This is a genomic window from Bacteroides caccae, from assembly GCF_002222615.2.
In the GTDB taxonomy this organism is placed as follows: domain Bacteria; phylum Bacteroidota; class Bacteroidia; order Bacteroidales; family Bacteroidaceae; genus Bacteroides; species Bacteroides caccae.
Map to the genome: position 1 here is coordinate 3,720,957 of NZ_CP022412.2, position 22,024 is coordinate 3,742,980.

The following is a 22,024-nucleotide window of genomic DNA, read 5'->3' on the forward strand; positions in this document are numbered from 1 at the left end:
ATAATGGCAACAAATAATGCAACAGAGCAATCGCTCACCAAAAAAGTATGGAGCCTGGCAACAACTCTGGCCGGACAAGGTATTGGATTCACTGATTATATTACCCAACTGACCTATCTCTTATTCTTGAAGATGGATGCCGAAAATGTAGAAATGTTTGGAGAAGAGTCGGCTATTCCAAGCGGTTATCAGTGGGCGGATTTGATAGCACTTGATGGTCTGGATTTGGTAAAACAATATGAAGAGACACTTAAATTGCTTAGTGAGCAGGACAATCTGATAGGTACCATTTATACCAAAGCGCAAAACAAGATAGACAAGCCTGTTTATCTGAAAAAGGTTATCACCATGATTGATGAAGAGCAATGGCTCATTATGGACGGTGATGTGAAAGGTGCTATCTACGAAAGCATTCTTGAAAAGAACGGACAAGACAAGAAAAGTGGCGCCGGACAGTATTTTACGCCTCGCCCACTCATTCAGGCAATGGTAGATTGCATCCATCCGCAAATGGGTGAAACCGTTTGTGACCCGGCTTGTGGAACGGGCGGATTCTTACTTACAGCTTACGACTACATGAAAGGGCAGTCTGCAAGTAAAGAAAAACGTGATTTCTTGCGTGACAAGGCTTTGCATGGTGTGGATAATACGCCTTTAGTGGTGACGCTTGCTTCCATGAATTTATACTTGCATGGCGTAGGTACAGACCGTAGTCCGATTGTGTGTGAGGACTCTTTGGAAAAAGAACCGTCAACTCTTGTCGATGTGATACTTGCCAATCCTCCTTTTGGAACTCGTCCGGCTGGTTCTGTGGACATCAACCGCCCGGATTTCTATGTAGAGACCAAGAATAACCAGTTAAACTTCCTCCAGCACATGATGCTTACGCTCAAAACCGGTGGGCGTGCCGCTGTGGTGCTTCCCGACAATGTCCTTTTTGAGGCAGGAGCAGGCGAGACTATTCGCAAACGCCTATTGCGGGATTTCAATCTGCATACTATCTTGCGCTTGCCTACAGGCATCTTCTATGCCCAAGGTGTAAAAGCCAACGTGTTGTTTTTCAGCAAAGGACAGCCAACCAAAGAAATATGGTTTTACGACTACCGTACAGACATAAAGCACACGCTTGCCACCAATAAACTGGAACGTCATCATTTGGATGATTTCGTCTCTTGCTACAATAATCGGGTAGAAACCTATGATGCCGAGAATAATCCGCAAGGTCGTTGGCGTAAATACCCTGTACATGAAATTATTGTCCGAGACAAGACAAGTCTTGACATTACTTGGATAAAACAAGGTGGTGAGGTGGACGACCGTTCATTGGTAGAACTGATGGCTGATATAAAGGACAAAAGCCAAATGATAAGTGCTGCTGTGGTTGAACTTGAAAAGCTACTTGCAAACATAAATGAAGATTGAGTGTATGGAAAACAATAAGATCGCCATATCAATGGAGCAACAGTTTGGGGAAGTCATAGATATTATCCTCCAACATAAAAGCCGTGCATCCAGAGCTGTAAATAATGAACTGTTGTTTACGGCATGGCATGTCGGAAGATATGTATCAGCCAAATTGAAAAGCGAGGAATGGGGAAGCAAGGTTGTATCGCAGCTATCCGAATATATCCGTACCCAACGACCGGATATCAAGGGCTATAGTCGGAGAAGCATTTACAACATGGTGATGTTCTATGATGAATATTCATCGGAAACATTCAGTGTAACTGTAGAGAAGTATCTGAACTCTGAATTTGTGCAGCCAAGAACTGCACAAATAGAAGCAAGCCAGCAAATACAAGAGGTGGCTGTAATTGTGCAGCCAACATCTGCACAAATTGTCCAGCCAAGAACTAGACAAATGCCTAAAATCTTGAAACTAACCACCTTGTCCAATCATATTGAGATATTATGCCGATGCAAAAGCAGTGAGGAACGGATGTTCTATATACTCTATGCCAACAAAGAACATTTGGTAAAACGGGAGCTTCAGCGTTGTATCTCTAATCAAACATATACCGCTTTATTGAGCAGCAAGGGCAATATGTCGAAAGGATTGCTCAATGTTTATCCGAATGCTTCGATGATGTTTAAGGACACGCTGTTTGTGGATTTTCTTAATTTGCCGAAGAAGCATAGCGAATCAAAGCTGAGGAATGGTTTGATAGAACACATGAAGCAGTTTATTCTTGAACTTGGTAAGGATTTCATCTTCATGGATCAAGAGTATCGTCTCAATATCGGCGCATCTACATTCAAAGCAGATTTGCTATTCTTCCATCGCGGTTTGCAAGCATTGGTAGCAGTAGAATTGAAAAAAACAAAATTCCATCCGCGAGACCTCGGTCAGCTAGAGTTTTATTTGGAAGCACTTGACCGGGATGTGAAACGTTCTAACGAGAACCCTTCTATTGGCATAATTCTTTGTCCGGAAGCTGACCGAGTAGTAGTGGAATATGCTATGAGCAGAAGCATGAGTCCCACGATGATAGCCGAATACAAACGCATCCTTATTCCACAAGAACGTATGCAACAACAACTGAATGAGTTTTGCAATCTATTCTTGAATAAAAATTAATCGTTATGGATACAAAGAAATTACGTCAAAAGATACTCAACCTTGCGATACATGGAAAACTTGTACCGCAAGACCCAAACGATGAACCTGCATCAGTTTTGCTCGAACGAATTAAGGCTGAAAAAGAACGACTGATAAAAGAAGGAAAAATCAAGCGTAGCAAGAAGCCTGTAAAGACTTCCGATACGCCACATTATCAGCAGGTACCGTTTGAAGTGCCGGATTCGTGGACTTGGACAACACTAGGAGAAATAAGTAATTATGGTGATTGCAATAATGTTTCTATCATAGATATTGCCACTGATGAATGGATACTAGAACTTGAAGATTTAGAAAAAGATACAGCTTCCATTATTCAAATGCTATCGAAAAAAGAAAGAAACATCAAAGGTGTACGTCACAAATTCGACAAAGGAGATGTATTATATTCCAAATTGCGCACATATTTAAATAAGGTGTTGGTTGCTCCTAAAACAGGGTATTGTACAACGGAAATTATTCCGTTCAATTCATATTGTGGTATTTCCAATTTTTATTTGTGTCATGTGTTGCGGTCTGCATATTTCCTTGATTATACGCAACAATGTGGTTACGGTGTTAAAATGCCAAGATTAAGCACAAATGATGCGTGCAAAGGAATGATACCATTACCACCCATTGCCGAGCAACAACGTATTGTGGTAGAAATAGAAAAATGGTTTGCTTTGATTGACCAAGTAGAGCAAGACAAAGTCGATTTGCAGACTACAATCAAACAAACCAAATCCAAAATTCTTGACTTAGCCATTCATGGCAAGCTAGTACCACAAGACCCGAATGACAAGCCAGCCATTGAACTCTTGAAACGTATAAATCCCGACTTCACACCTTGTGATAACGGACATTATCCGAACTTTCCATTTGATATACCTAAAAAATGGAATTGGGTTACACTTGGAGAAATTGGCAAATGGCAATCAGGCAGTACACCGAGCAGACTAAATAAAGATTATTATAATGGTGATATTCCTTGGCTAAAAACTGGAGATTTAAACGATGGATATATTACCCATATTCCTGAATATATAACAGAAAAAGCTCTGAATGAAACTTCTGTAAAGCTTAATCCTACAGGTAGTATATTAATGGCAATGTATGGTGCTACAATAGGTAAATTGGGAATTTTAACTTATCCAGCAACCACAAATCAAGCTTGTTGTGCTTGCGAGATTTATACCGGAATAGAAAAAGAGTTTCTTTTCTACTTTTTACTATCTCATAGAGCAGATTTTATAAAATTGGGGGGTGGTGGAGCACAGCCGAACATATCAAAAGAAAAAATAATAAATACCTATATTCCTTTACCACCTTCTGAAGAACAAAAAAGGATTGTAAATGCTGTTAATGATGTGTTTGCCCAATTAGATGTAATAATGGAGAGTCTATAAACTCTCCATTATTACATCAAGATGTTTGAATGTAACATTGATTGCTTCAACAATCCTCATTTGTTCTTTGTAAGGTGGAATTGGAACTTCTATTTCCTTGAATAGTTTCTTGTTCAAGTGAGGAATAGCAGAACCCACCTTATTCTCCCGCAATATCTTTCTGTGCAAGTTGATAACTTGTAATACATATTCGGTATTCATATTTTCGTTAATAGACAACTGTTTGAAAGTACTACCTTGATAGCCATCAATCGGAGTCCTGAATACCTCACCTGAGTTCTCTCCATCTACTAAAATCAAAAGTGAATTTGCTGATATATATTTGCCGGAATTCAAAGTCTTGGCCTCACGCTCACCACGCAAATATTTGACATCAAGATTTACTCTTTCTATGCCATTTTGCTTATCACCATCAACTAAAGCGCATAACACTTGCATGGGCGTAATCGTCCAATTATTAGGTAACTGCGGATAATGTCCGATACGTTCCTTATATTACTACCATATTCATTTTAAATCAATGTAGTATGGTAACAAAATTCAAAAATCATTTGGCAAAGACTAATCTCGCCAGGAACACCGTTACATCGTATGTTTGGACGGTGCAGTATTTCCTCAACCATTATGGGGAAGTGAACAAGAGGAACCTTTTGGCATACAAGGGGTATTTGGTAGAAAACTTCAAGCCGCAGACGGTCAATTTGCGGTTACAGGGAATCAACCAGTATTTGGAGTTTACGAAACAAGAAAAACTAAAAGTAAAGTTCGTAAAGGTGCAGCAAAAGAACTTCTTGGAAAATGTAATCAGCGATGCTGATTATAAATTTCTCAAAGCGCAACTTAAAGCCGATGGTTACGATGAATGGTATTTCGTCGTGTGGTTTATGGCTGCCACCGGAGCACGTGTTAGTGAATTACTCCACATTAAAGCGGAGCATATTAAAGTGGGTTATCTTGACCTGTATAGCAAAGGCGGAAAGATACGACGGCTATACATCCCCAAGAATCTACGAACAGAAGCAGAGAAATGGTTGAAGAATAAAGGCTTAACATCCGGATATATCTTCTTGAACCGTTTCGGACAGCGCATTACTACTCGTGGGATAGCTTCCCAACTCAAACATTTTGCTGAAAAATACGGAATGAACAAGGATGTTGTTTATCCTCATTCATTCCGTCACCGTTTTGCCAAAAATTTCCTTGACCGCTTTAATGACCTTGCTCTTCTTGCCGACCTAATGGGACATGAAAGCATAGAGACCACCCGTATCTATCTTCGTAGAACCGCCAGTGAGCAGCAGAAGATAGTGGACAAAGTGGTAAATTGGTAAAGCCACATCAGCCCTTAGAAGTGTATTCGTTTACACTTCTAAGGCTGTTTGAATGTTATCGAGAGCTGAGAATAATTCTTCTATCTTTTGGACGATGCGTTGTTGCTCGGCAAGAGGAGGCAACGGAAATAGCCATTCATCAATGTGCCCTTTATTGATAGAAGGTGAATTATCTCCTTTCATAAATTGGTTTAATCCATTTACCACATTATCAGAAATCATAAGATAATAGCAATAGTCTGAATTTAGAAGTTGTGGAATAGGACTACACACGTAAAATCCTGTTGACGCTATACAATTATCATTAGCAACCTTTGCTATATTACGTAAATACGGACGAACCATCGAAAATATAACGTCATTCTTTTGAGTGTAACGGCTGGCTCTACTTGGTGCGTTTTCTGTTTTTATTGTTTTAATTTCGCTGATTATTTGTCGTCTATTATCAATAGAATCAATATCTATATATTGAAATTCTTCATTCTTGGGTTTTGTCGATTTCATAGGTGCAAAGATGTTCTTTCCTTTTACCCAAGTCCAATTTTGTGGTAACTTCTCACTATGTCCGTTATCACAAGGTGTGAAGTCGGGATTTATACGTTTCAAGAGTTCAATGGCTGGCTCGTCATTTGGGTCTTGTGGTACGACCTTGCCATGAATGGCAAGGTCAAGAATTTTGCTCTTGGTTTGTTTAATGATTGTTTGTAAGTCTGATTTGCCTTGTTCTATTTGGTCAATCAAAGCAAACCAATGTTTAATCTCGGCAACTATGCGTTGTTGCTCTGTTAAAGGTGGCAAAGGAAACCCCATCTGTTCTAAATTGTATTTTGGCAAACCTTCACGACCACTACCCGTAATCTTCATAGATTTAGCGAAGTATGAAGATAAAACTAACGCATGAAAATATTCAGGTTCAACTAAAACTGAACGCATAATACAAACGTGTTGGCTGACATTACCACAATTAAAATCAGCAGGAACTACGACGCATCTTCCCAATGAACCACCAGTAATATTCAGCAACAAGTCGTTAGCAAGCACTTCCGTGCCTTTCATCTTCTGATGAACTTCTTCGGAAATATACTTGATGTCATCATAGACAAGTCTGTCATTATATACATTTTGCGAGCGGAAAAATGGAATCCCGTTCGCAGAATAGTTGCTTCCCCTTGGTGTGCTACCAGAACCTATCTTTGAGCATATTTCTTCAATCGTTGTCCACGCCCATCCCTCTGGCACCTCAAACGGAACGTCCTGCTGATAATGTGGCGTATCGGAAAGAAAAAAGGAGAGGAAAAATCCCCTCCTTAACTCTAAACCATGTATTAGACATTCAAATCTTTCATCGGCAATCCATAATTGTATTGCCCGAAAAGTCCTTTGTGGATGAGCTTCAAACCAAGTGTCTGATAATACTTATAGTCGCCGCCTTCGGTGCAGAGGTATTTGTACCCATATCGTGGTGCATACTCCTTGAAGAACCGTACAAGTTCGTGCAATTCCACGTCCTGCTTCTTGGCAAAGTTGCAGTGTACAAGAATGATGCACCAGTCTGGAAAGCCGCCCATACCTTTGCTATACTCCCAAAAGCGAATGTAGAGTTTTACGGGCTTGATATTTACGCCCACGCAACAACCGTTCATTGTCGGTATAACGTGAAGGCTGTTTCTGTAACCGAACCTCTCGCAAATGTAGAGGTCAAAATCCAATAGAAAATCTTTCTGTACCATTGTCGTTAATCTTTTGAATCGATAAATAAGCTGTTATAATCTCATGCCACGCTTGCGCTTGGGTTTCTTCTTCTTTCTTCTTAATATCTCCGCCATCTCTTGGTTGGCTTCCGCATCTGCCACATTAAAAGAAGAACCGATTCCGCTGAACAATCCCAACCCACTGCTGAAATTATCTTCAGAATGGCTTTGCGATACGGTCTGCGCCGTTTCCTCTTTGGGCTGTCGGATAGCTCTCTGCCTGTTGTTGAAATCATCCTCAAAGGCATTCCGTCTTAACTGGTAATCGATGTTCATATAGCTGAACTCCCGACTTACCTTTGAACCGGAAAAGGATATGCCGCCATACTCAAACTTCACGCCCTGCACTTCCCTTGTCGTTCGGCTTACCTTGAATTTCATTTCAATGTCCCGTTCGGAAAGAGCCTCTTTCAGTCCGTTCCAACTTCGGGCATTGGGCAGTTCCTCTTTCAATGCCTTGTAAACCTCATGCTTAGCCTTGTCGTATGGACGCAAGCGTTCTTCCTTGATATTATCCTTGCCGTTGGCGAAATGCAGCCTGTATTTGGCGGTAAGCATCTTGCAGACTTTCTCATTGCGGTAAAAGTCGTTCTTGTCGCTGATGGTCTTGCCGTCATTGTCCACACGGTTGAAAACGATGTGGCAGTGTGGATGCTCCCTGTCGGTATGTCGGGCTACAATGTACTGAGTATTGACTATTCCTATCTTCACCATGTAGTCACGGGCTATCTGCAACATGAACGCATCGTCATGGTGTAACCGTTCACCGTCTTCGGGTGAGAAGTTGAGCGAGGTATGCCCGACCGTGTTCTTCACCTTGTCATTGAGCAACGTCTGCAACTCGAACAGCTCCGCCATCTGTTCGGGCGTTCCCTCCACACCGACCGCTTCCAGCAATTTGGACTTGTCCTCTCTCAGCACATAGCACACGCAACCGCTGAAAGATGTATCTTTCGTCTGTTTACCTATCATCTTTCAGCCTGTTTATGAGTTGGGACACCTCCTTTGCCATGTTCTCGCACTTGTCGGCTACGGCAAAGAATCCGTAGGTATTCGCCTGTCTTGCCAACTGGTTGAGATTGGTACTTTCTCCAATCAACTGCCGGATGACCGTAAGGTGCTCTTTAGTGATTCGTTCCCGTACCGTGCTGTTCATGATGAGTGAACGGATGGTCTCGCTTTTGCTCTGTCTGCTTCGTCTGCACAGTGCACCCAACCAACCGAGTTCATCGTCTGTCAAACGCAGGGTAACTATGTTGTTTTTCTTCATTTGTTCTATCTGCTTTTCAGTGAATAATCTATTTGTGTAGCTTGATATCATTTCGTTTATAGAACGACTTGATAAAGGCGGCTACATAATTACGTGCCCTCATCATCACCTTGTATGTCCCGATGGTGCGGTCTTTGCCCACACGTTTCAGGAAGTTGGCGCAATCCTTGTCGAATACCTTGATAAGTGTTTCGTACTCGCTGCCGATACCCTGATAGGCGTTGCGCACCATTTCAGCCGTAACAAACGCTTCACGGTCGGATGTGCGCTGATAGTGCTTGATGATTTGCGCCTTGATGTTGTCTAAGGTAAGGTTGATGTCCCTTGCTTCCTGTCCCTTGCCTTTCGCCTTGTTCCCTTTCACGTAGAGCAGCACCTTGAATGTGCTTCTGCTCATGCTTAACTTTTTTGGTTGCAAAACTAATTATCAACGAGTTAAACCTTGATAAGCAAACCTAAGCAGAGCAGCGCAAACGTCACGGTAACTGTTAAATCTTACATTTCCACGGGTAACGATTTGAAAACCGTTCTGCTTCCTAAATCCGCTTTTCTTTGCATTTTCCCTTTTTTTCCCGTTGGCTTCGTTTAGCGTCATAAACGCTTTATTAATAAGCCATTCAGTGCCATTTCTCCCTTTTTATTCGTTTATTCCAGAGATTTTCCGTAAGTTTGTCCACGATACGAACAACATGATGCAATGAAAAAAATACAACTGACCGACACACATAAAGAAAAACTGTTTCAAATCCCTCTTTTCCGGGATTTGCCCTTGAATATAAAAGAATCTTTATTAGAAAAACTGGATTTCGTAATCTACGCAGCAGACAAAAAAGAGATAGTCGTCACACAAGGAACGCCTTGTAACAAACTGTATGTGTTGTTGGAAGGGAAATTACGCACGGATATTATCGACGGACTGGGAAACGAAGTGATGATTGAATATATCATTGCGCCACGCACTTTTGCCACTCCACATCTTTTTAATCCAAACAATACACTGCCTGCCACGTTCACCGCCCTTGAAGACAGTGTGATACTTATGGCAACCAAAGATTCTACGTTTAAAGTTATCAGCCAAGACCCGCAAGTGTTACACAACTTTCTCTGCATTGCCGGTAATTGCAACATTTGTACCGTATCACGGCTGAAACCCCTCTCCCGCAAGACTGTTCGGGAAAGATTCATTGTTTATCTGTTCGAGCATAAGAAGAAAGATTCCCTGATAGTAGAGATTACACATACGCAATCCCAACTTGCCGAATACCTCAATGTATCCCGCCCTGCCTTATCGAAAGAAATTAATAAGATTATCAAGGAAGGGCTTATCACCATGGAAGGGAAACGGGTGGAAATCCTGAACAAAGCAGCTTTAGAGAAATTCATATAATAAAAATGTGGCGCAGCTTAAACTTTCGGTTTTATGCTGCGCCACACTTGTCAGAATGTCATCCCTATTTAATTACCATTTTGTGAAAAACACTTTCGGATTGATATTCAACGATACCCACCCCCAGTCTTGCCAACTCTTATGATTGCCGCCTTTCACTACATCCATCGTCTTTGTGCCACGCATGAAAGAATATCCGGCAGAGAGTTTTACGTCTTTCATCACCGACAAATTGATTTGATAATCAACTTCCGAACCTAAGGACTTATTCAAGTCCGGCAATTCAACCGCGGTAGTGAAATAGTGATAATTCAACTCCATATCCACCTTGTCCGACGCACGGAAACGAGCACCGATACGGCTGTCCATTAAACCCGGCGCATAACCGTTCACAAATAGATTCGCATAGAAATAATCCATACTTCCGTAGAACTTATGGTGTGTTCCGTAGAGAGGGTCGAACGCTTTAAACTTGTCGCCGTTTCCCTTATCGCCGCTCAGATAGTCGAAACTTGCCACAACTCCCCATGTCTTGTCAAAAGCATAGGCAGCCTGCACGCTTCCCATTAATGCCGACACTTTCTCAGCATCCTTATTCTTGCCCGTCTGATAGTAGAAAGCACCGTCCAGACTCCAGCTACCGGGCTTATAGGTAAGATACGTTCCCATTGTTTGCAGATAACGGGTATGCGAATCCTGCGTAGCCGCATCCCCGGTTTCCAATCCCAGGTTCATAAACAGCAAAGAAGCGCCGAACGGAATTGCATCCGCCTTATAGTGATACCATACAGTCTGCATATTCTTATAAGGCTGTGCACCGGAAGCATAATAAGTACCGCCTATCTTCTTCTCGTCATTCTGGTTGAAGGCAAGAATAAGGTGTACCTCATTATTCTTATTCGCATATCCCAGTTTCAATGCGTCATGATAACGTCCCGCTACATTCCAGTCCAATCCGCCCAAAATACGCTCATCGTCATAAACCAATGCCTGACGCCCCAACTGGGCAAAAAGGCCGTGTCCGAAATCAAGTTTTGCCCATGCTTCGTTCAGGACAAAACGCCCGTTCTTGTCGATCTGCGGATCTTGTCCCCAAACTCCGACGTGCTGTGCCGACATCTTGATTTCCAAGTCCGACCGCTTGTAATCAATTGACAAACGGGCACGATTGTTGATAGACGATGCGGCTTTCACCCCTTCATTGCGAGGAAACCAAGCTCCGTTCCGATACTCCGCCCGAGGTCTGATTTGCATCGACATCGAGAACTCATTTTCCTTCTCCGTATTTTGTGTGTATGCCATGCTTGGCAATAGCATCATAAGCACTAATGACCAATAAAATGTTTTCATCAATATTGCAATTTAAATGATTTGATATTTCAATTCAAATTATAAGTGTGTACACTGACACCTTGTGCCGACGGAAGATAATTGATTCCATACCAGCACATCTGTAATAAAACAAACGATACTAACAAAATAACTAATGCCGGACTCACTTTCAACGGTTTACCCAGTCGGAAATGTATATATGTAAGATAAGAGAACCAAGTTGCCGCTGCCCATGTTTCTTTCGGATCCCAAGCCCAGTAATGTCCCCAAGCTTCCTTTGCCCAAATAGCTCCCGTAAGCATACCCAATGTCATAAAAGCCAGACCTACATAAGTAAGGTTATCGCATAAATCCATTTCTTTCCGTTCAATCTCTTCTTTCTTGAACCAAAGCAGATAAATAGCCATTACCACCGCAGCCCCCAACATAGCATAAGCAAACATATACACAATAACATGAGGAGCAAACCATGGACTCTGTAAAGCAGGCATTAACGTCTTGTTGTGAATCTCCGGCTTAAAGATATTGATACAGATAAAGACTAATGACAGAACGCAACTGAAACTAAGAATCCATTTATACTTCCAACGTATATACGTTATCAATCCAGCCAACGGCAGAAAGAAAGAATACCACAAACGTGTCTCTCCCATTGTCCGCATCGGAGGACGTTCCAAAGAAACCCACATGCCGAGGATAAAACAGAAAAATACAGCCAATCCCAACAGAGTAAATCCGTATGCCCATACCGTTTTCTTTCCTTTCCAAGCAGCAAAAGCCCCCAAGCTCCAACAAACCAATGCGACTACCGCAAACAATATAAAATATTCCCAACTCATTCCTTTTCCTCCTCTTTCCTCTTTTGTGCATTCACAAACAGACAAACGGCCCCGAGCATCATCATAACGATCCCTGTATAAACTACCGGCAACCACGGATCACGAACCAGTTCGAAGATACTAATATCACTCCAACCCCCTTTCGACTCATCATAACTAAGCTGATAGATTTTCCAGCCTTCTATCTCCATAGGACGGTTCACTTCAATCGTATCTTCCGTAATTGTTCCCTCCTGCGTATAGACTTTCACTTTCGAAGCAAAGCGTTGCGGTTCTCTTTCCGGCATTACGAGGCTAGTCAGAGAATCAAGGCGCAATGCCTTATAAGGGAAAAGAAAACTCCCACAACTCACCCAGCCTTCCTTCGTCTGCCGGTTCTTTCGGTTCACAGCTTTCAAATGTACAGCGTAAGTTGCTCCCATAGAATGAAAATCCGTAAACTTCAGCGTATCCTCGGTAGCTACGGAGGCCGCCATTGGAATGGATTGTTGAATAGTCAGTTCCCAATCCTGCAAAGTCCCACCGTATACTTCTTCTTCAAGCAATAAATGTACAGGAGATTTTTCGGGAAGTGCACGTCCGGTTTCATTATCAATCAGCATCAGTTTCGGCGGATATTCATCAATAGTAAAATCTTTTAATTCGATAGCCAACGGAAGTTCTGTCAGTTGTCCTTTATCATCGGTAGCCCGCCATTCCGCGTTTCCCATTCGGGTAGTCATTTTCAGTCGCTGCATATCGGCATTCCCTAAAGTAGCTGCAATCAATGCAATGAATAATCCGATATGATTGAGAAGAAACGAAAGGCGGCCGAACTTCAAAGGGAAACTGGTACGGAGTATCGTTAATCCCAATGCAGTGGCCATCCATAAATAAAGCAGAACGAAAGACCAGGATGAAATCATCTGTGAAAATCCCAGTATGTCATTCGAAGCATGACCGGAAGGAGCCTGCCGGATAAGACCCATTACCACCGTCATACCGACCACCCAGACAAGGGAAGAAACGGCTGCGGAATAATGGCTCAACCACTCAAACAAATAGACTCGTTTACGGAGAAGGTGCATGGCTATCAGAACAATGATATATACTGATAACACTATTAAATTAACCGGCCAGGCAAACAGATTCCAATTGATACCTCCTACCGTTATTTGCAGCAGTGCACCTATCACCAATAATCCTGCACCAATAATCAGACCTTCTTTATAGCTCCACGGTTTGCTCCACATATACTACTATCTTATTTTTGTGCCAGACGACCATTTGATTTCGCTTTCTCCAACCAAGCCGGAACAGTCGTTTTCAGAAATCTCTCCTTGGCCGCTTTTTCCGCGTCGATATCCAGACCGATATATTGCTGTGCCTTTCCTTTAGTGGAAATATCAGGCATCGGCACATCTCCGGTAAATCCATTCTTCGCAAGCACCTTAGATACAGCTAAACGGGCCTGCATAGCACGATCGAGCCCATGAGAAAGGATTCTCTGAATTTCCTGCGGCGCATGAAAAGCACCTCCGTGGGAAGCCACTCCGAAATCCCAACGCCACTGCGCCTGACGAATCAGAGCAAGCACATTTTTCATTTGCTCTTCTGTCGCCCCATTATCCCAGGCATATTTAGCTTCGATATGCGCTTTTGCCAACTCCTGCTCCAAACGGTTACGGATTTCATTCGCTTTGCGTTGACGTTCATAAACGTTATTACGCAATGTTTCTTCGCTTTCACGGTGACAGACCTGACAAGTACGGTCAATCATTGCCAACGGACTCTGGATATGGTGGTCGCTGAATTTCACACCGCCTTCACTCTTATAAGGCATGTGGCAATCGGCACAAGAGACACCTCTCTGACCGTGAATACCCATTTGAGCAATTTCGTAATCCGGATGCTGTGCTTTCAAAATCGGGGTACGGCTCAATTTATGAATATAATCATAAAAACCGGCTTCATCATAATAGGCTTCCATATCTTCCACAGTAAAGCCTTTATCCCAAGGGAAAGTCAGGTATTTGCCGTCACCCTTGAAGTAATATTCTACGTGACATTGCGCACATACGAGCGAACGCATTTCCTGTGGAGTAGCCTTTGTGATATCCTTGCCTTGACGTTGGAACGCTTCAATCAAAGCCGGACGGCTGATATGAAGATTCATCGTTTCCGGATCGTGGCAATCGGAACAACCGATCGGGTTCACAATTTCCGCACCCATGGCGCCCCACTTATTGTTATAGAAAGAATCAACGCCCAATGCTTCCATCATACGGGGAACATCCGGGCTCTTGCAGGTCCAGCAAGTAGACGGTTGAGGACCGTCGGTAGGATTCACAGGTGCTCCGGTACGAAGCGAAGCCGTGATATCTTCGATAGCATGCATATGTCCGCGCGGAGTGGAATAATCTTTCGAGAAAGCATATCCCGCCCAAAGTATTACCATATTAGGACGTTGTTCCAGTACATCAACGGCAACATTTCCATTAAACTCACTTTGGAAATCTGTTTTTGCAGTTTCCGCCCAAGTCTGATATTCACGAGGGAAATCATTCTTAAAGAGTTCGTTGCGTGCTTCAATCCCTTTGATGACAGTCTTGCGATTATTAAAGATACTAGTTACTTCCGCCCGCCTCTCCATTAATGCAGAAACGCATAGTCCCAAAACAAAAACAACAACCATTGAGCCTCCGAACAACAGCCATCCTTGCCATGATTTTAATTTCTTTTCCATTCTATATCGGTTTTATTGTTTTATTACGTAGTTATATTTTGCTTATTCTTTATTATCTATCATTTTTTGGAGCCATTCCGGCACGGGCGATTCGGGAAGCGGTACAATAGCTCCCGGAGCCGTAGACAGCGAGTTCTTCCCGCCATGAGGGACATCGCGGTGACAATCCCAACAAGCCTTTCCTTCTCCTACTTGCGACAGCATATAATCTATCTTTCCCGTCTTCACAAACTCCGTATTCAGTTGTGTATGGCAACGGATACAGTTATTCATAATCACTTGCGAACTGGCTTCGTGTGCCTGTATCACCTGCGGCTCACTTTTCGTGAGAAACGCCGCTACGTGCTTCATTCCGTCAATCCCCTTGAATGTCCACTTCTTTACCGCGTTTTCGTGAGGAACATGACAGTCATTACAAGTAGCATCCCGGGCATGCGAACTATGAAACCAGGTTGCATAATAAGGAGACATGATATGGCAATTCACACATGCTGCCGGATCATCTCCCAAATATGTATGTGCCCGAAGCATATACATAAATAAAACTCCTCCGCCCACGATAACGCCGGTAACAATGACAGCTATTATCTTCGATTTGTACGAAGGAAAAATTCGATTTATAATTGGCAACTTTATCATAGGGAAAAGTATTTTTCACAAAAGTAAAGCTTTGAAAACAATAAAGGTGTAATATCTATTACACCTTTAAATTTCTTTCTCCAATTTTGTACCTACAAAGGTCGCATTTTTTACAATGCACCTACTTATAATACCTTTATTCTATTCATGATGATGATATTCTTCTTCTACATCGTTACTCAATTCGATATTACGGGCAACATACGTCTCGTTTCCTGCAGCGTCCGTGCAATAAACCATTAAATGATAATCTCCCGGAGTTGCATCCTTCGGAATCATAATATCATGATGATGAATATGTACCGTTTTCTTTCCGGAAATATCATAAGACTTGTTGAAGCTGAAATCGATGGTTTCTCCGGCCCCCCTGCTTTTTCCATGCGAATGGTGATCGAAGTTGCTGTGTATTTCAATCATATACGACTTCAACATCACGTCGTCCGACAGATCCATTTCAAAATGCACGCCGTATTCACTTCCTATTTTCAGCGCTTGCCCTTCTTCGGGTTCGTGCAGTTCAATCACCGGCTTAGTGGTATCACTATCCGAATCGTCACAAGAGATAAATACAAAAACAGACATTGCCAAAAGGCTGATTATCGGGAGATATAATTTAATTCTCATTACAGTAATTTTTTAAATGGAATTTTGATTAATAATTGGAAGTTGCGTCCCGGTTCGGGGATTTCTACTTTCCTGTAAAAACTAAGATGATTGTAATATCGGGTATTGAAAATATTCCGGGCGGTCAGGGTTATTTCTATTGCCTGATTCCCCCGAATGGGAATATTCAACGAACCGCCTAAATGGAACAGGTTTGCACCCGGTGTACGGTCTTCGTTACGATCTACGCGATTTTGCCGGGCTATGGACTGCCACTCTGCATAAAGCATAACCTGTTTCCTCTGCCATGTCAACGTGTTCCGCATACTAAACGGAGGAGAAAAACTTAACGGGATATGCTCGTCGCAGTTGTAGGTATAAACATACTCACCGGAAATACGGTAATTGAAACTACGCAGAAAGTGAATGTCTATCGTTGCTTCCGTTCCGGCAAACAGCGCCTCGGCTCCTGTGTAACGATAAATCTGTCCGGCATGCGGCAGGACAGACCACTCGCCCGTAGGACGCAGAAAGATGTAGTTACTAAACCAACTGACGAAGGGAGAAACGGAAATGGAAAACCCGTTATACCGTAAGTTATAAGAAGCGTCCATTTGCCATCCCTGTTCTGATTTCAGATTTGTATCTCCCTGTTCATGCCGGAAGGTCCCGTGATGCACACCGTTAGCCGCCAGTTCGTTCGCACCGGGCAGACGGAAGCTACGACCGACGTTTGCTTTTACCATGTGCCGTTCGGACGGTGTCCATACCAATCCCAGAGAGAATGAATAATCACCGAATTTCTTTTTCACTGCATGGCTGTTCCACTTATAGTGTTCTACCTGTTCTTCATCATATCCCTGTTTTCGGAGATAATCGGCAAGATAGGCGTCTTCATGCGAAGATATATGAATATATCCATAGTCATACCGCATTCCTCCGCTGACGGAGATAACATTATTAGGCTTATAAGTCGTAAGCCAAAGCAATCCGGTGGTGGAACGGTAGTATTCAGGCAATAAGAATGAATAACCGGAAATATCGTTCCGTTGATGCTGTCCGTCCCAACCCAATGCATGTTCCCACGAAGAAGAACCGATAAAGCGGACTTTTACCGATGCACTGAGAGTATTCAAGTTGAAAGCCAGTTCCTTGTCCGGGTCTTTCTCCGGTACGGGTTGCGAACCGTAATGGGTATGGAAAACACTCCATTCTTCACGGTGATTATTCTGGAATCCAAAGTCGCCCGACAAAACTAGCTTCTCCCACGCATACTGCTGAAGGGTAGTCACCTTCAGATGATTCACCTTGCTGTAAGGTAATTCCATGTTACGGCTGTCCCCGTCATCTTCTACGCGGGATACATCCGGTATACCATGCGCCCCCGGAAAGAAACCAGTTTTTTGGTAGACGTTACTTACGGAATAGTTCGCTTTATATCTTTGCCGTTGATATTGGGCGAAGAATCCGATATTGCGTTCAATACCTGCCGTATTCTTTAGCTTACGCCCGTAAACAGGCATTTTTTGCGTCAGGTAAACAATAGTATCCGTAGGGATGCGGTAATCCCCGAAATGCTGTTCGGAATAACGGACTTGTGCATACCAGAAACTCTTCTTTATTCCCAGCATAAATGATCCTCCGAGCGTTCCGTTGACGGACTTTCCCAGAAGTGTAACGTCTCCGAATAACATATCTACCGAGGGTACGGGAGGTGAAGTTATGTCAATCACCCCTCCCATTGCATCACTGCCATATAGTAGTGAAGAAGGACCTTTCAGGACATTGACAGTTCCGATATTGAAAGCATCCAGTTCCAGTCCGTGGTCGGCTCCCCATTGTTGTCCTTCCTGCTTGATTCCGTTTTCGAGTACAGCAATCCGGTTGAATCCCATTCCTCGGATCATCGGTTTGGAGAAGCCGGAACCTATATCCATTGTTTGCACGCCGGGGATGTTCTCCATTGCTTGCATGAAGTTTCCCGTAAAATGTTTGCGCAGAAAATCCTGATCCACTACATCAACCGCAAGCGCAGACTTTTTGGCTTGACGTTGCTGGTACGACTCGGTCACAACGACATCAGGCAAAAGTAAACTCTTGATTGAATCGGACTTCTGTGCGTGGGCGGGTAAGACTACAGTCAGCCCCAATACGCCCGAAATAATTCCGATACGCATCAATTACAATCTTTTATATAATGTGTAAAATGAATGTGAGGACAGGTTACGATAAGCCTGCCTTCTTGAAAAGTTTGATTATGTAATTATGCAACAGGGGGTGCACGCAATTGATGTGAATAAGTCCGTTTGTAAACGACCTTATCCTGATAAACAACCGGCTCGTAAGGCACGAGCGTTAATGTACAATGAAATTCTACCGGTTGAGGTTCAGTAAAGAGAGAAAGGGAGTATTGGCATATCGCACAATCATCGGATGATTTGTGAGAATGCCCGGCATGAGAACATGACTTTTCATCCTCGCTTCCATGATAGTGAAAGGTCTTCACTACAAAGAACGGAATGAATGTCATGAACAACACCCATGCTATGTACGCTCTTGTTTTTCTCTTATGATACATTCTCCCTCTATTGATTATATAGAATAGCGGGAACAAATATAGGGGTATGAAAGAGAACTGACAAATTATCAGGCTTAATATGTGTTATCAGACAATATTCCTTTTCTGAAATTACCTCTGAAAAACTATTTTTAAATCATCTCATTCTTCCTGTTTCCATACATAAAACACATTCCTTCCCGCTCTAGTCACGGCAGCAGTATTCAATGCCCATTCACGGATATATACTTCTCCGCTTCCGGCGTATCAACCAACTTCAATCTCTGCGGCTGCGCATTGACAGCCAACAGTTCGCCGACGGTGGTTTTCGCATCCAGTTTATTCTGGTACTTTTCGATAGCTTGTGTATCCAAAGAAAGAAGGATTGTATGCCACTCCGATCTTCTCTGATATCTTCATCGGATAAGCAGAGTTCATCCAAGCGACTACCAGATCAGGAGAATTTCAACTTCAGTTCCTCACGCTTCGCCTGAGCAACCGAACAGCTTTTATCCAAAACAGCAGTTATATACGCATTGTTTCTACCCGCCTTACGGATGATAATCTTAGGTTCGATGATTTGCAGGAATCCGGTTTTCTTATACCCCAAAATAGGCATTTTTTATTTTATGGCAAAACGGGCGGTCATTTCATATCTCAGCTTGATGACACGGTACTGTTCGGTAGCCGCCGTCCCCATGCTGACATTGCTCTGTGCCTGGAAAGGAAGGTAACGGCTTATATTGTTATCGGCAGGTTCGATGATACGAATGATTTCACCCAATTGCTGTCCCATTGCTGCCACCAGATAGGATGCTTTCTCACGGGCTGCTTTCAATGCTTCAATCTTTCCCTGCTTCCTATACATCGGCAAGTCCTTATGTTTCAGTTCCCCGATACGCATTGATTCAATGCCCCATGTATTGACAGACCGGATAATGGAATTGATTTGCTCGAAATCCGTAAGACGAATATCCAGTTGTTTGCCAATCAGGAATTCCTTCCCTCTCTGACGCCAATAGTCCCCTACTTCCTGCGTACGGATAGCCTCATCCGATATTCCTATTTTACGCAAACTTTTACGCAAATCTTTCTCTATCACAGTCAACGGCACTTTCGTCCGAAAATCTTCCTCTTTCTTTGATTTACCCGTATATTCTTCTTCCCAGTATTCCTTTATCTGAATCAGAAAGTGTATTTCGTCCGGGACGACTTCTATCTCCGAAGAACCGGTCACTTCAATATATCTTTCATCACTTTCCTGAGCATTGGCAAGGATATTCCATGCGAACAAGGCAAAAGCCAATAAAAATACTTTTCTCATATCTTCGATTATTAGGGTGTTATTACTTTTTATATGCCATCAGTTCACAAAGCTATAAAAAAAATCCATATTACGAACTTCATTCTAAAATATCAAACAAGCACTTTCTATGTATCAAAATAACATCTCCTTTCTTTACTTTATACTTATAAGGCTGTTTGCCCAAAAGAAAAGAAACTATGCAGTAAATAACAAAATGAAAAACGGCTCGAGTGGAATTACTCAAACGAAAGAAATTAGCCTGTGGTTCGTGAGGCTAATATTAAGCCAGAAAAAAATTAAGAGTTGCGTCCAAAATAGTTGCTTTTTGATTCCAGAATAAATATAATCGTTTTTTTTGATGATTATATGACGTTTTGATGAAATTTAAAGAACAAGCTATCCGACAAAGCACAAAAATAGTATCTTTGCCTGCGATTTATTCACCAAGATGTGATAAAGCTATTTTTAATCATTTAATAATAAAGACTATGATTAGATTGAATGTTTTCGTCCGCGTAAGCGAGACAAACCGCGAAAAAGCGATTGAAGCAGCTAAGGAACTAACTACTTGCTCTTTAAAGGAAGAAGGATGCATTGCTTATGATACTTTCGAAAGCAGTACCCGTCACGACGTTTTCATGATTTGTGAAACATGGCAGAATGCTGAGGTATTGGCAACTCACGAGAAGTCTCCGCATTTCGGCAAATATGTAGGTATCATTCAGGAATTAGCTGAAATGAAACTGGAGAAGTTCGAATTCTAAATGAAACACGGAGAATAGATATACTATCTATCCAACTATCATCAGAAAGAGAGAGACATTCTTCTTCGGAAGGAAAGAATGTTTCTCTCTTTTTATATTTCCATATCCCACGGGAATAAGAATGTATGAAGGACTAGTCCAGTTTCTTATGAATAAATGTCCCTTCAATCCAATAAGTCGCGTGATTCGATTCAAATTTCAGCAGTACATAGCCCGGGTCGGTAGGGCCACCGGGGAAATGCTCGATAAACCAGTCCTGCCAAAGTTCCTTTTTCATTTTCTCGTCCGTTACCACTTCTACAGTTCCCGTTAAGGCTACGCTGTCTCCCTTATCCTGAAAGCATAATCCGGCTTTCGGGTTCTTACGAAAGTCGATAGTCTTTAATGAGTCCGCTCCGGTAGACATCCAAATAGTAGAAATTCCCTCTGTTGCAATCTTGCTCATCGGCACAGGACGGGGATATCCCTCTTTGTTTACAGAAGCAAGCACTACAACTTCACATCTCTGCAACAACTCGGTTGCTTTCTCTTTCATTGTTTTTGTTGACATAATCTTATTGGATTTATATTATACCTGCAAAGATAATGGCATAAACCTCTGTTCTATTGTAAAAAATCGACTTTTACAAACCTACTTTTGCGGTTCGATATAGGTCAACGTCGTATCATCCGGTATTGTAATCGAAAGAAATGAGGCAGGAGTGCTGCCCGATAATGTCTTAATCTCTTTTGAGAAATGCGCCAAGTCATAATATCCCGCATTCACTGCCGTAGTCAATAAATTGGGAGATGTTGTATTCCTTAACAATTCTACGGCATTCTTGAATTTGACAATACGGCTGTATTCTTTCGGAGTGAATCCGGTATAATACTTGAACTTCCGTTCAAAATGGCGCTGACACAAACAGACCTCATCGATCAAACTACGAACAGGACGTTTTCCTCCGAACTGATTGATTATATCCACCGCCACAACAATATGAGAATCGGCAGACTCATAATGACGAGACAGATACGACAACAAATATTTTTCTACTATCCGTATCCGGTCGCCTATATGTTCTTGCTCGCATAGCCTTTCAACAAAAGTATCATCAAAAACTGCTTTCATTTCCCTTGTACTGATTCTATCATTTACAAATTCATGTAAAGGCAACTTTGTAAAACAGGACAATCCGCAAGGCAAAAAACGAACACCAAACATATGAACCGATTCGGAATATGTAATCAGTTCGGAATATTTCGTCATCGGCCCCACAAAGTACGAACGATAAGGTTGCATAATCAAGCTTTCTTCCTCCACTGTATCTGCGACTTCTCCAAGCGTAAAAATAAAATCGGTACAACCATCCGGCAGAATATGGATGCGCATACCATATTCCGGGTTACCTTTAAATTCCCAATAGTTGTCAATATAGGGAGCAAGCAAATGAGAAGGCTGATATTCTGTATACATTGATATATTTTACAGGCAAATATAGAGAGAATAAATTCTAATTCAATACATTTGTATTC

At 42.3% G+C, this 22,024-nt stretch carries 24 protein-coding genes and 1 pseudogene; 6 read left to right on the forward strand and 19 right to left on the reverse strand.

Annotated features, from left to right (window positions below):
* Window positions 1-3 precede the first annotated feature (3 nt).
* Genes CGC64_RS15335 through CGC64_RS15345 form a run of 3 tightly spaced genes read left to right on the forward strand, consistent with a single transcriptional unit; the run spans window position 4 to window position 4,005 of the window.
* On the forward strand, window positions 4-1,422 hold the full coding sequence (locus CGC64_RS15335; protein ID WP_005678059.1) for a type I restriction-modification system subunit M: 1,419 nt from the start codon (window positions 4-6) through the stop codon (window positions 1,420-1,422).
* A 4-nt stretch (window positions 1,423-1,426) separates the two neighbouring features.
* Complete coding sequence (locus CGC64_RS15340) at window positions 1,427-2,578, forward strand: PDDEXK nuclease domain-containing protein (RefSeq protein WP_032855263.1); 1,152 nt, start codon at window positions 1,427-1,429, stop codon at window positions 2,576-2,578.
* A 5-nt stretch (window positions 2,579-2,583) separates the two neighbouring features.
* On the forward strand, window positions 2,584-4,005 hold the full coding sequence (locus CGC64_RS15345) for a restriction endonuclease subunit S (RefSeq protein WP_005678055.1): 1,422 nt from the start codon (window positions 2,584-2,586) through the stop codon (window positions 4,003-4,005).
* On the opposite strand, the gene CGC64_RS15350 is transcribed toward CGC64_RS15345, so the two are convergent.
* A complete protein-coding gene (locus CGC64_RS15350; protein ID WP_005678051.1) occupies window positions 4,000-4,443 on the reverse strand; it encodes a restriction endonuclease subunit S in 444 nt (147 codons plus the stop codon). The two genes, CGC64_RS15345 and CGC64_RS15350, sit on opposite strands and share 6 nt — an antisense overlap.
* Before the next feature lie 89 nt (window positions 4,444-4,532).
* Here CGC64_RS15350 and CGC64_RS15355 point away from each other — a divergent pair, with 89 nt between their 5' ends.
* Window positions 4,533-5,336 (forward strand): tyrosine-type recombinase/integrase, encoded by an 804-nt coding sequence (locus tag CGC64_RS15355; protein WP_005678049.1) that lies wholly within the window; start codon window positions 4,533-4,535, stop codon window positions 5,334-5,336.
* A gap of 30 nt (window positions 5,337-5,366) precedes the next feature.
* Here CGC64_RS15355 and CGC64_RS15360 read toward each other — a convergent pair whose 3' ends face one another.
* The 5 genes and pseudogenes from CGC64_RS15360 to CGC64_RS15380 all read right to left on the reverse strand — a co-directional run.
* On the reverse strand, window positions 5,367-6,662 hold the full coding sequence (locus CGC64_RS15360; protein WP_050396682.1) for a restriction endonuclease subunit S: 1,296 nt from the start codon (window positions 6,660-6,662) through the stop codon (window positions 5,367-5,369).
* The gene (locus CGC64_RS15365; RefSeq protein WP_081447308.1) at window positions 6,662-7,066 is read right to left on the reverse strand and encodes a hypothetical protein; all 405 of its coding nucleotides are present in this window, start codon (window positions 7,064-7,066) and stop codon (window positions 6,662-6,664) included. Before CGC64_RS15365 ends, CGC64_RS15360 begins: the two co-directional genes overlap by 1 nt.
* A 33-nt stretch (window positions 7,067-7,099) precedes the next feature.
* A complete protein-coding gene (locus tag CGC64_RS15370) occupies window positions 7,100-8,059 on the reverse strand; it encodes a relaxase/mobilization nuclease domain-containing protein (RefSeq protein WP_005678045.1) in 960 nt (319 codons plus the stop codon).
* The gene (locus CGC64_RS15375) at window positions 8,049-8,357 is read right to left on the reverse strand and encodes a MobC family plasmid mobilization relaxosome protein (RefSeq protein ID WP_032855260.1); all 309 of its coding nucleotides are present in this window, start codon (window positions 8,355-8,357) and stop codon (window positions 8,049-8,051) included. The genes CGC64_RS15370 and CGC64_RS15375 overlap by 11 nt, the downstream gene beginning before the upstream one ends.
* A 37-nt stretch (window positions 8,358-8,394) precedes the next feature.
* A pseudogene (locus CGC64_RS15380) lies at window positions 8,395-8,730 on the reverse strand (site-specific integrase); the annotation flags it as partial.
* 324 nt (window positions 8,731-9,054) lie between these two features.
* Between CGC64_RS15380 and CGC64_RS15385 the strand changes: the two are divergent.
* Window positions 9,055-9,744, forward strand: coding sequence for a Crp/Fnr family transcriptional regulator (locus CGC64_RS15385; protein ID WP_005678041.1), 690 nt, complete (start codon window positions 9,055-9,057; stop codon window positions 9,742-9,744).
* Window positions 9,745-9,816: 72 nt separating this feature from the next.
* Here the strand turns inward: CGC64_RS15385 and CGC64_RS15390 are convergent, their stop codons facing one another.
* The 11 genes from CGC64_RS15390 to CGC64_RS15435 form a co-directional block, all read right to left on the reverse strand.
* Window positions 9,817-11,094 carry an alginate export family protein gene (locus tag CGC64_RS15390; protein WP_005678040.1) on the reverse strand — a complete coding sequence of 426 codons (1,278 nt, stop codon included), beginning with the start codon at window positions 11,092-11,094 and terminating at the stop codon, window positions 9,817-9,819.
* A gap of 29 nt (window positions 11,095-11,123) precedes the next feature.
* The gene (locus CGC64_RS15395; RefSeq protein WP_005678038.1) at window positions 11,124-11,915 is read right to left on the reverse strand and encodes a cytochrome c biogenesis protein; all 792 of its coding nucleotides are present in this window, start codon (window positions 11,913-11,915) and stop codon (window positions 11,124-11,126) included.
* Window positions 11,912-13,147: a cytochrome c biogenesis protein ResB gene (locus tag CGC64_RS15400; RefSeq protein ID WP_005678037.1), complete on the reverse strand. Its 1,236-nt coding sequence runs from the start codon at window positions 13,145-13,147 to the stop codon at window positions 11,912-11,914. Before CGC64_RS15400 ends, CGC64_RS15395 begins: the two co-directional genes overlap by 4 nt.
* An 11-nt stretch (window positions 13,148-13,158) precedes the next feature.
* The gene (nrfA, locus tag CGC64_RS15405; RefSeq protein WP_005678036.1) at window positions 13,159-14,640 is read right to left on the reverse strand and encodes an ammonia-forming cytochrome c nitrite reductase; all 1,482 of its coding nucleotides are present in this window, start codon (window positions 14,638-14,640) and stop codon (window positions 13,159-13,161) included.
* 42 nt (window positions 14,641-14,682) lie between these two features.
* Window positions 14,683-15,279, reverse strand: a complete 597-nt coding sequence (gene nrfH, locus CGC64_RS15410) for a cytochrome c nitrite reductase small subunit (protein ID WP_005678035.1) — start codon at window positions 15,277-15,279, stop codon at window positions 14,683-14,685.
* A 141-nt stretch (window positions 15,280-15,420) separates the two neighbouring features.
* Window positions 15,421-15,903, reverse strand: a complete 483-nt coding sequence (locus CGC64_RS15415) for a DUF4625 domain-containing protein (protein WP_005678034.1) — start codon at window positions 15,901-15,903, stop codon at window positions 15,421-15,423.
* Entirely contained in the window at window positions 15,903-18,059 is a 2,157-nt protein-coding gene (locus tag CGC64_RS15420) for a TonB-dependent receptor (protein ID WP_005678033.1), read from the reverse strand. The genes CGC64_RS15415 and CGC64_RS15420 overlap by 1 nt, the downstream gene beginning before the upstream one ends.
* An 86-nt stretch (window positions 18,060-18,145) precedes the next feature.
* Entirely contained in the window at window positions 18,146-18,460 is a 315-nt protein-coding gene (locus CGC64_RS15425) for a hypothetical protein (protein WP_005678031.1), read from the reverse strand.
* A 203-nt stretch (window positions 18,461-18,663) separates the two neighbouring features.
* Complete coding sequence (locus CGC64_RS19345; RefSeq protein ID WP_005678030.1) at window positions 18,664-18,813, reverse strand: hypothetical protein; 150 nt, start codon at window positions 18,811-18,813, stop codon at window positions 18,664-18,666.
* A gap of 80 nt (window positions 18,814-18,893) precedes the next feature.
* Window positions 18,894-19,049, reverse strand: coding sequence for a hypothetical protein (locus CGC64_RS18995; protein WP_162532074.1), 156 nt, complete (start codon window positions 19,047-19,049; stop codon window positions 18,894-18,896).
* A gap of 12 nt (window positions 19,050-19,061) precedes the next feature.
* Entirely contained in the window at window positions 19,062-19,763 is a 702-nt protein-coding gene (locus CGC64_RS15435; RefSeq protein WP_005678027.1) for an SIMPL domain-containing protein, read from the reverse strand.
* Window positions 19,764-20,233: 470 nt separating this feature from the next.
* Here CGC64_RS15435 and CGC64_RS15445 point away from each other — a divergent pair, with 470 nt between their 5' ends.
* Window positions 20,234-20,509, forward strand: coding sequence for a putative quinol monooxygenase (locus tag CGC64_RS15445; protein ID WP_032855226.1), 276 nt, complete (start codon window positions 20,234-20,236; stop codon window positions 20,507-20,509).
* Window positions 20,510-20,642: 133 nt separating this feature from the next.
* On the opposite strand, the gene CGC64_RS15450 is transcribed toward CGC64_RS15445, so the two are convergent.
* Window positions 20,643-21,059 carry a pyridoxamine 5'-phosphate oxidase family protein gene (locus CGC64_RS15450; protein WP_005681421.1) on the reverse strand — a complete coding sequence of 139 codons (417 nt, stop codon included), beginning with the start codon at window positions 21,057-21,059 and terminating at the stop codon, window positions 20,643-20,645.
* 81 nt (window positions 21,060-21,140) lie between these two features.
* Window positions 21,141-21,965 carry an AraC family transcriptional regulator gene (locus CGC64_RS15455; RefSeq protein ID WP_005678022.1) on the reverse strand — a complete coding sequence of 275 codons (825 nt, stop codon included), beginning with the start codon at window positions 21,963-21,965 and terminating at the stop codon, window positions 21,141-21,143.
* Window positions 21,966-22,024 lie beyond the last annotated feature (59 nt).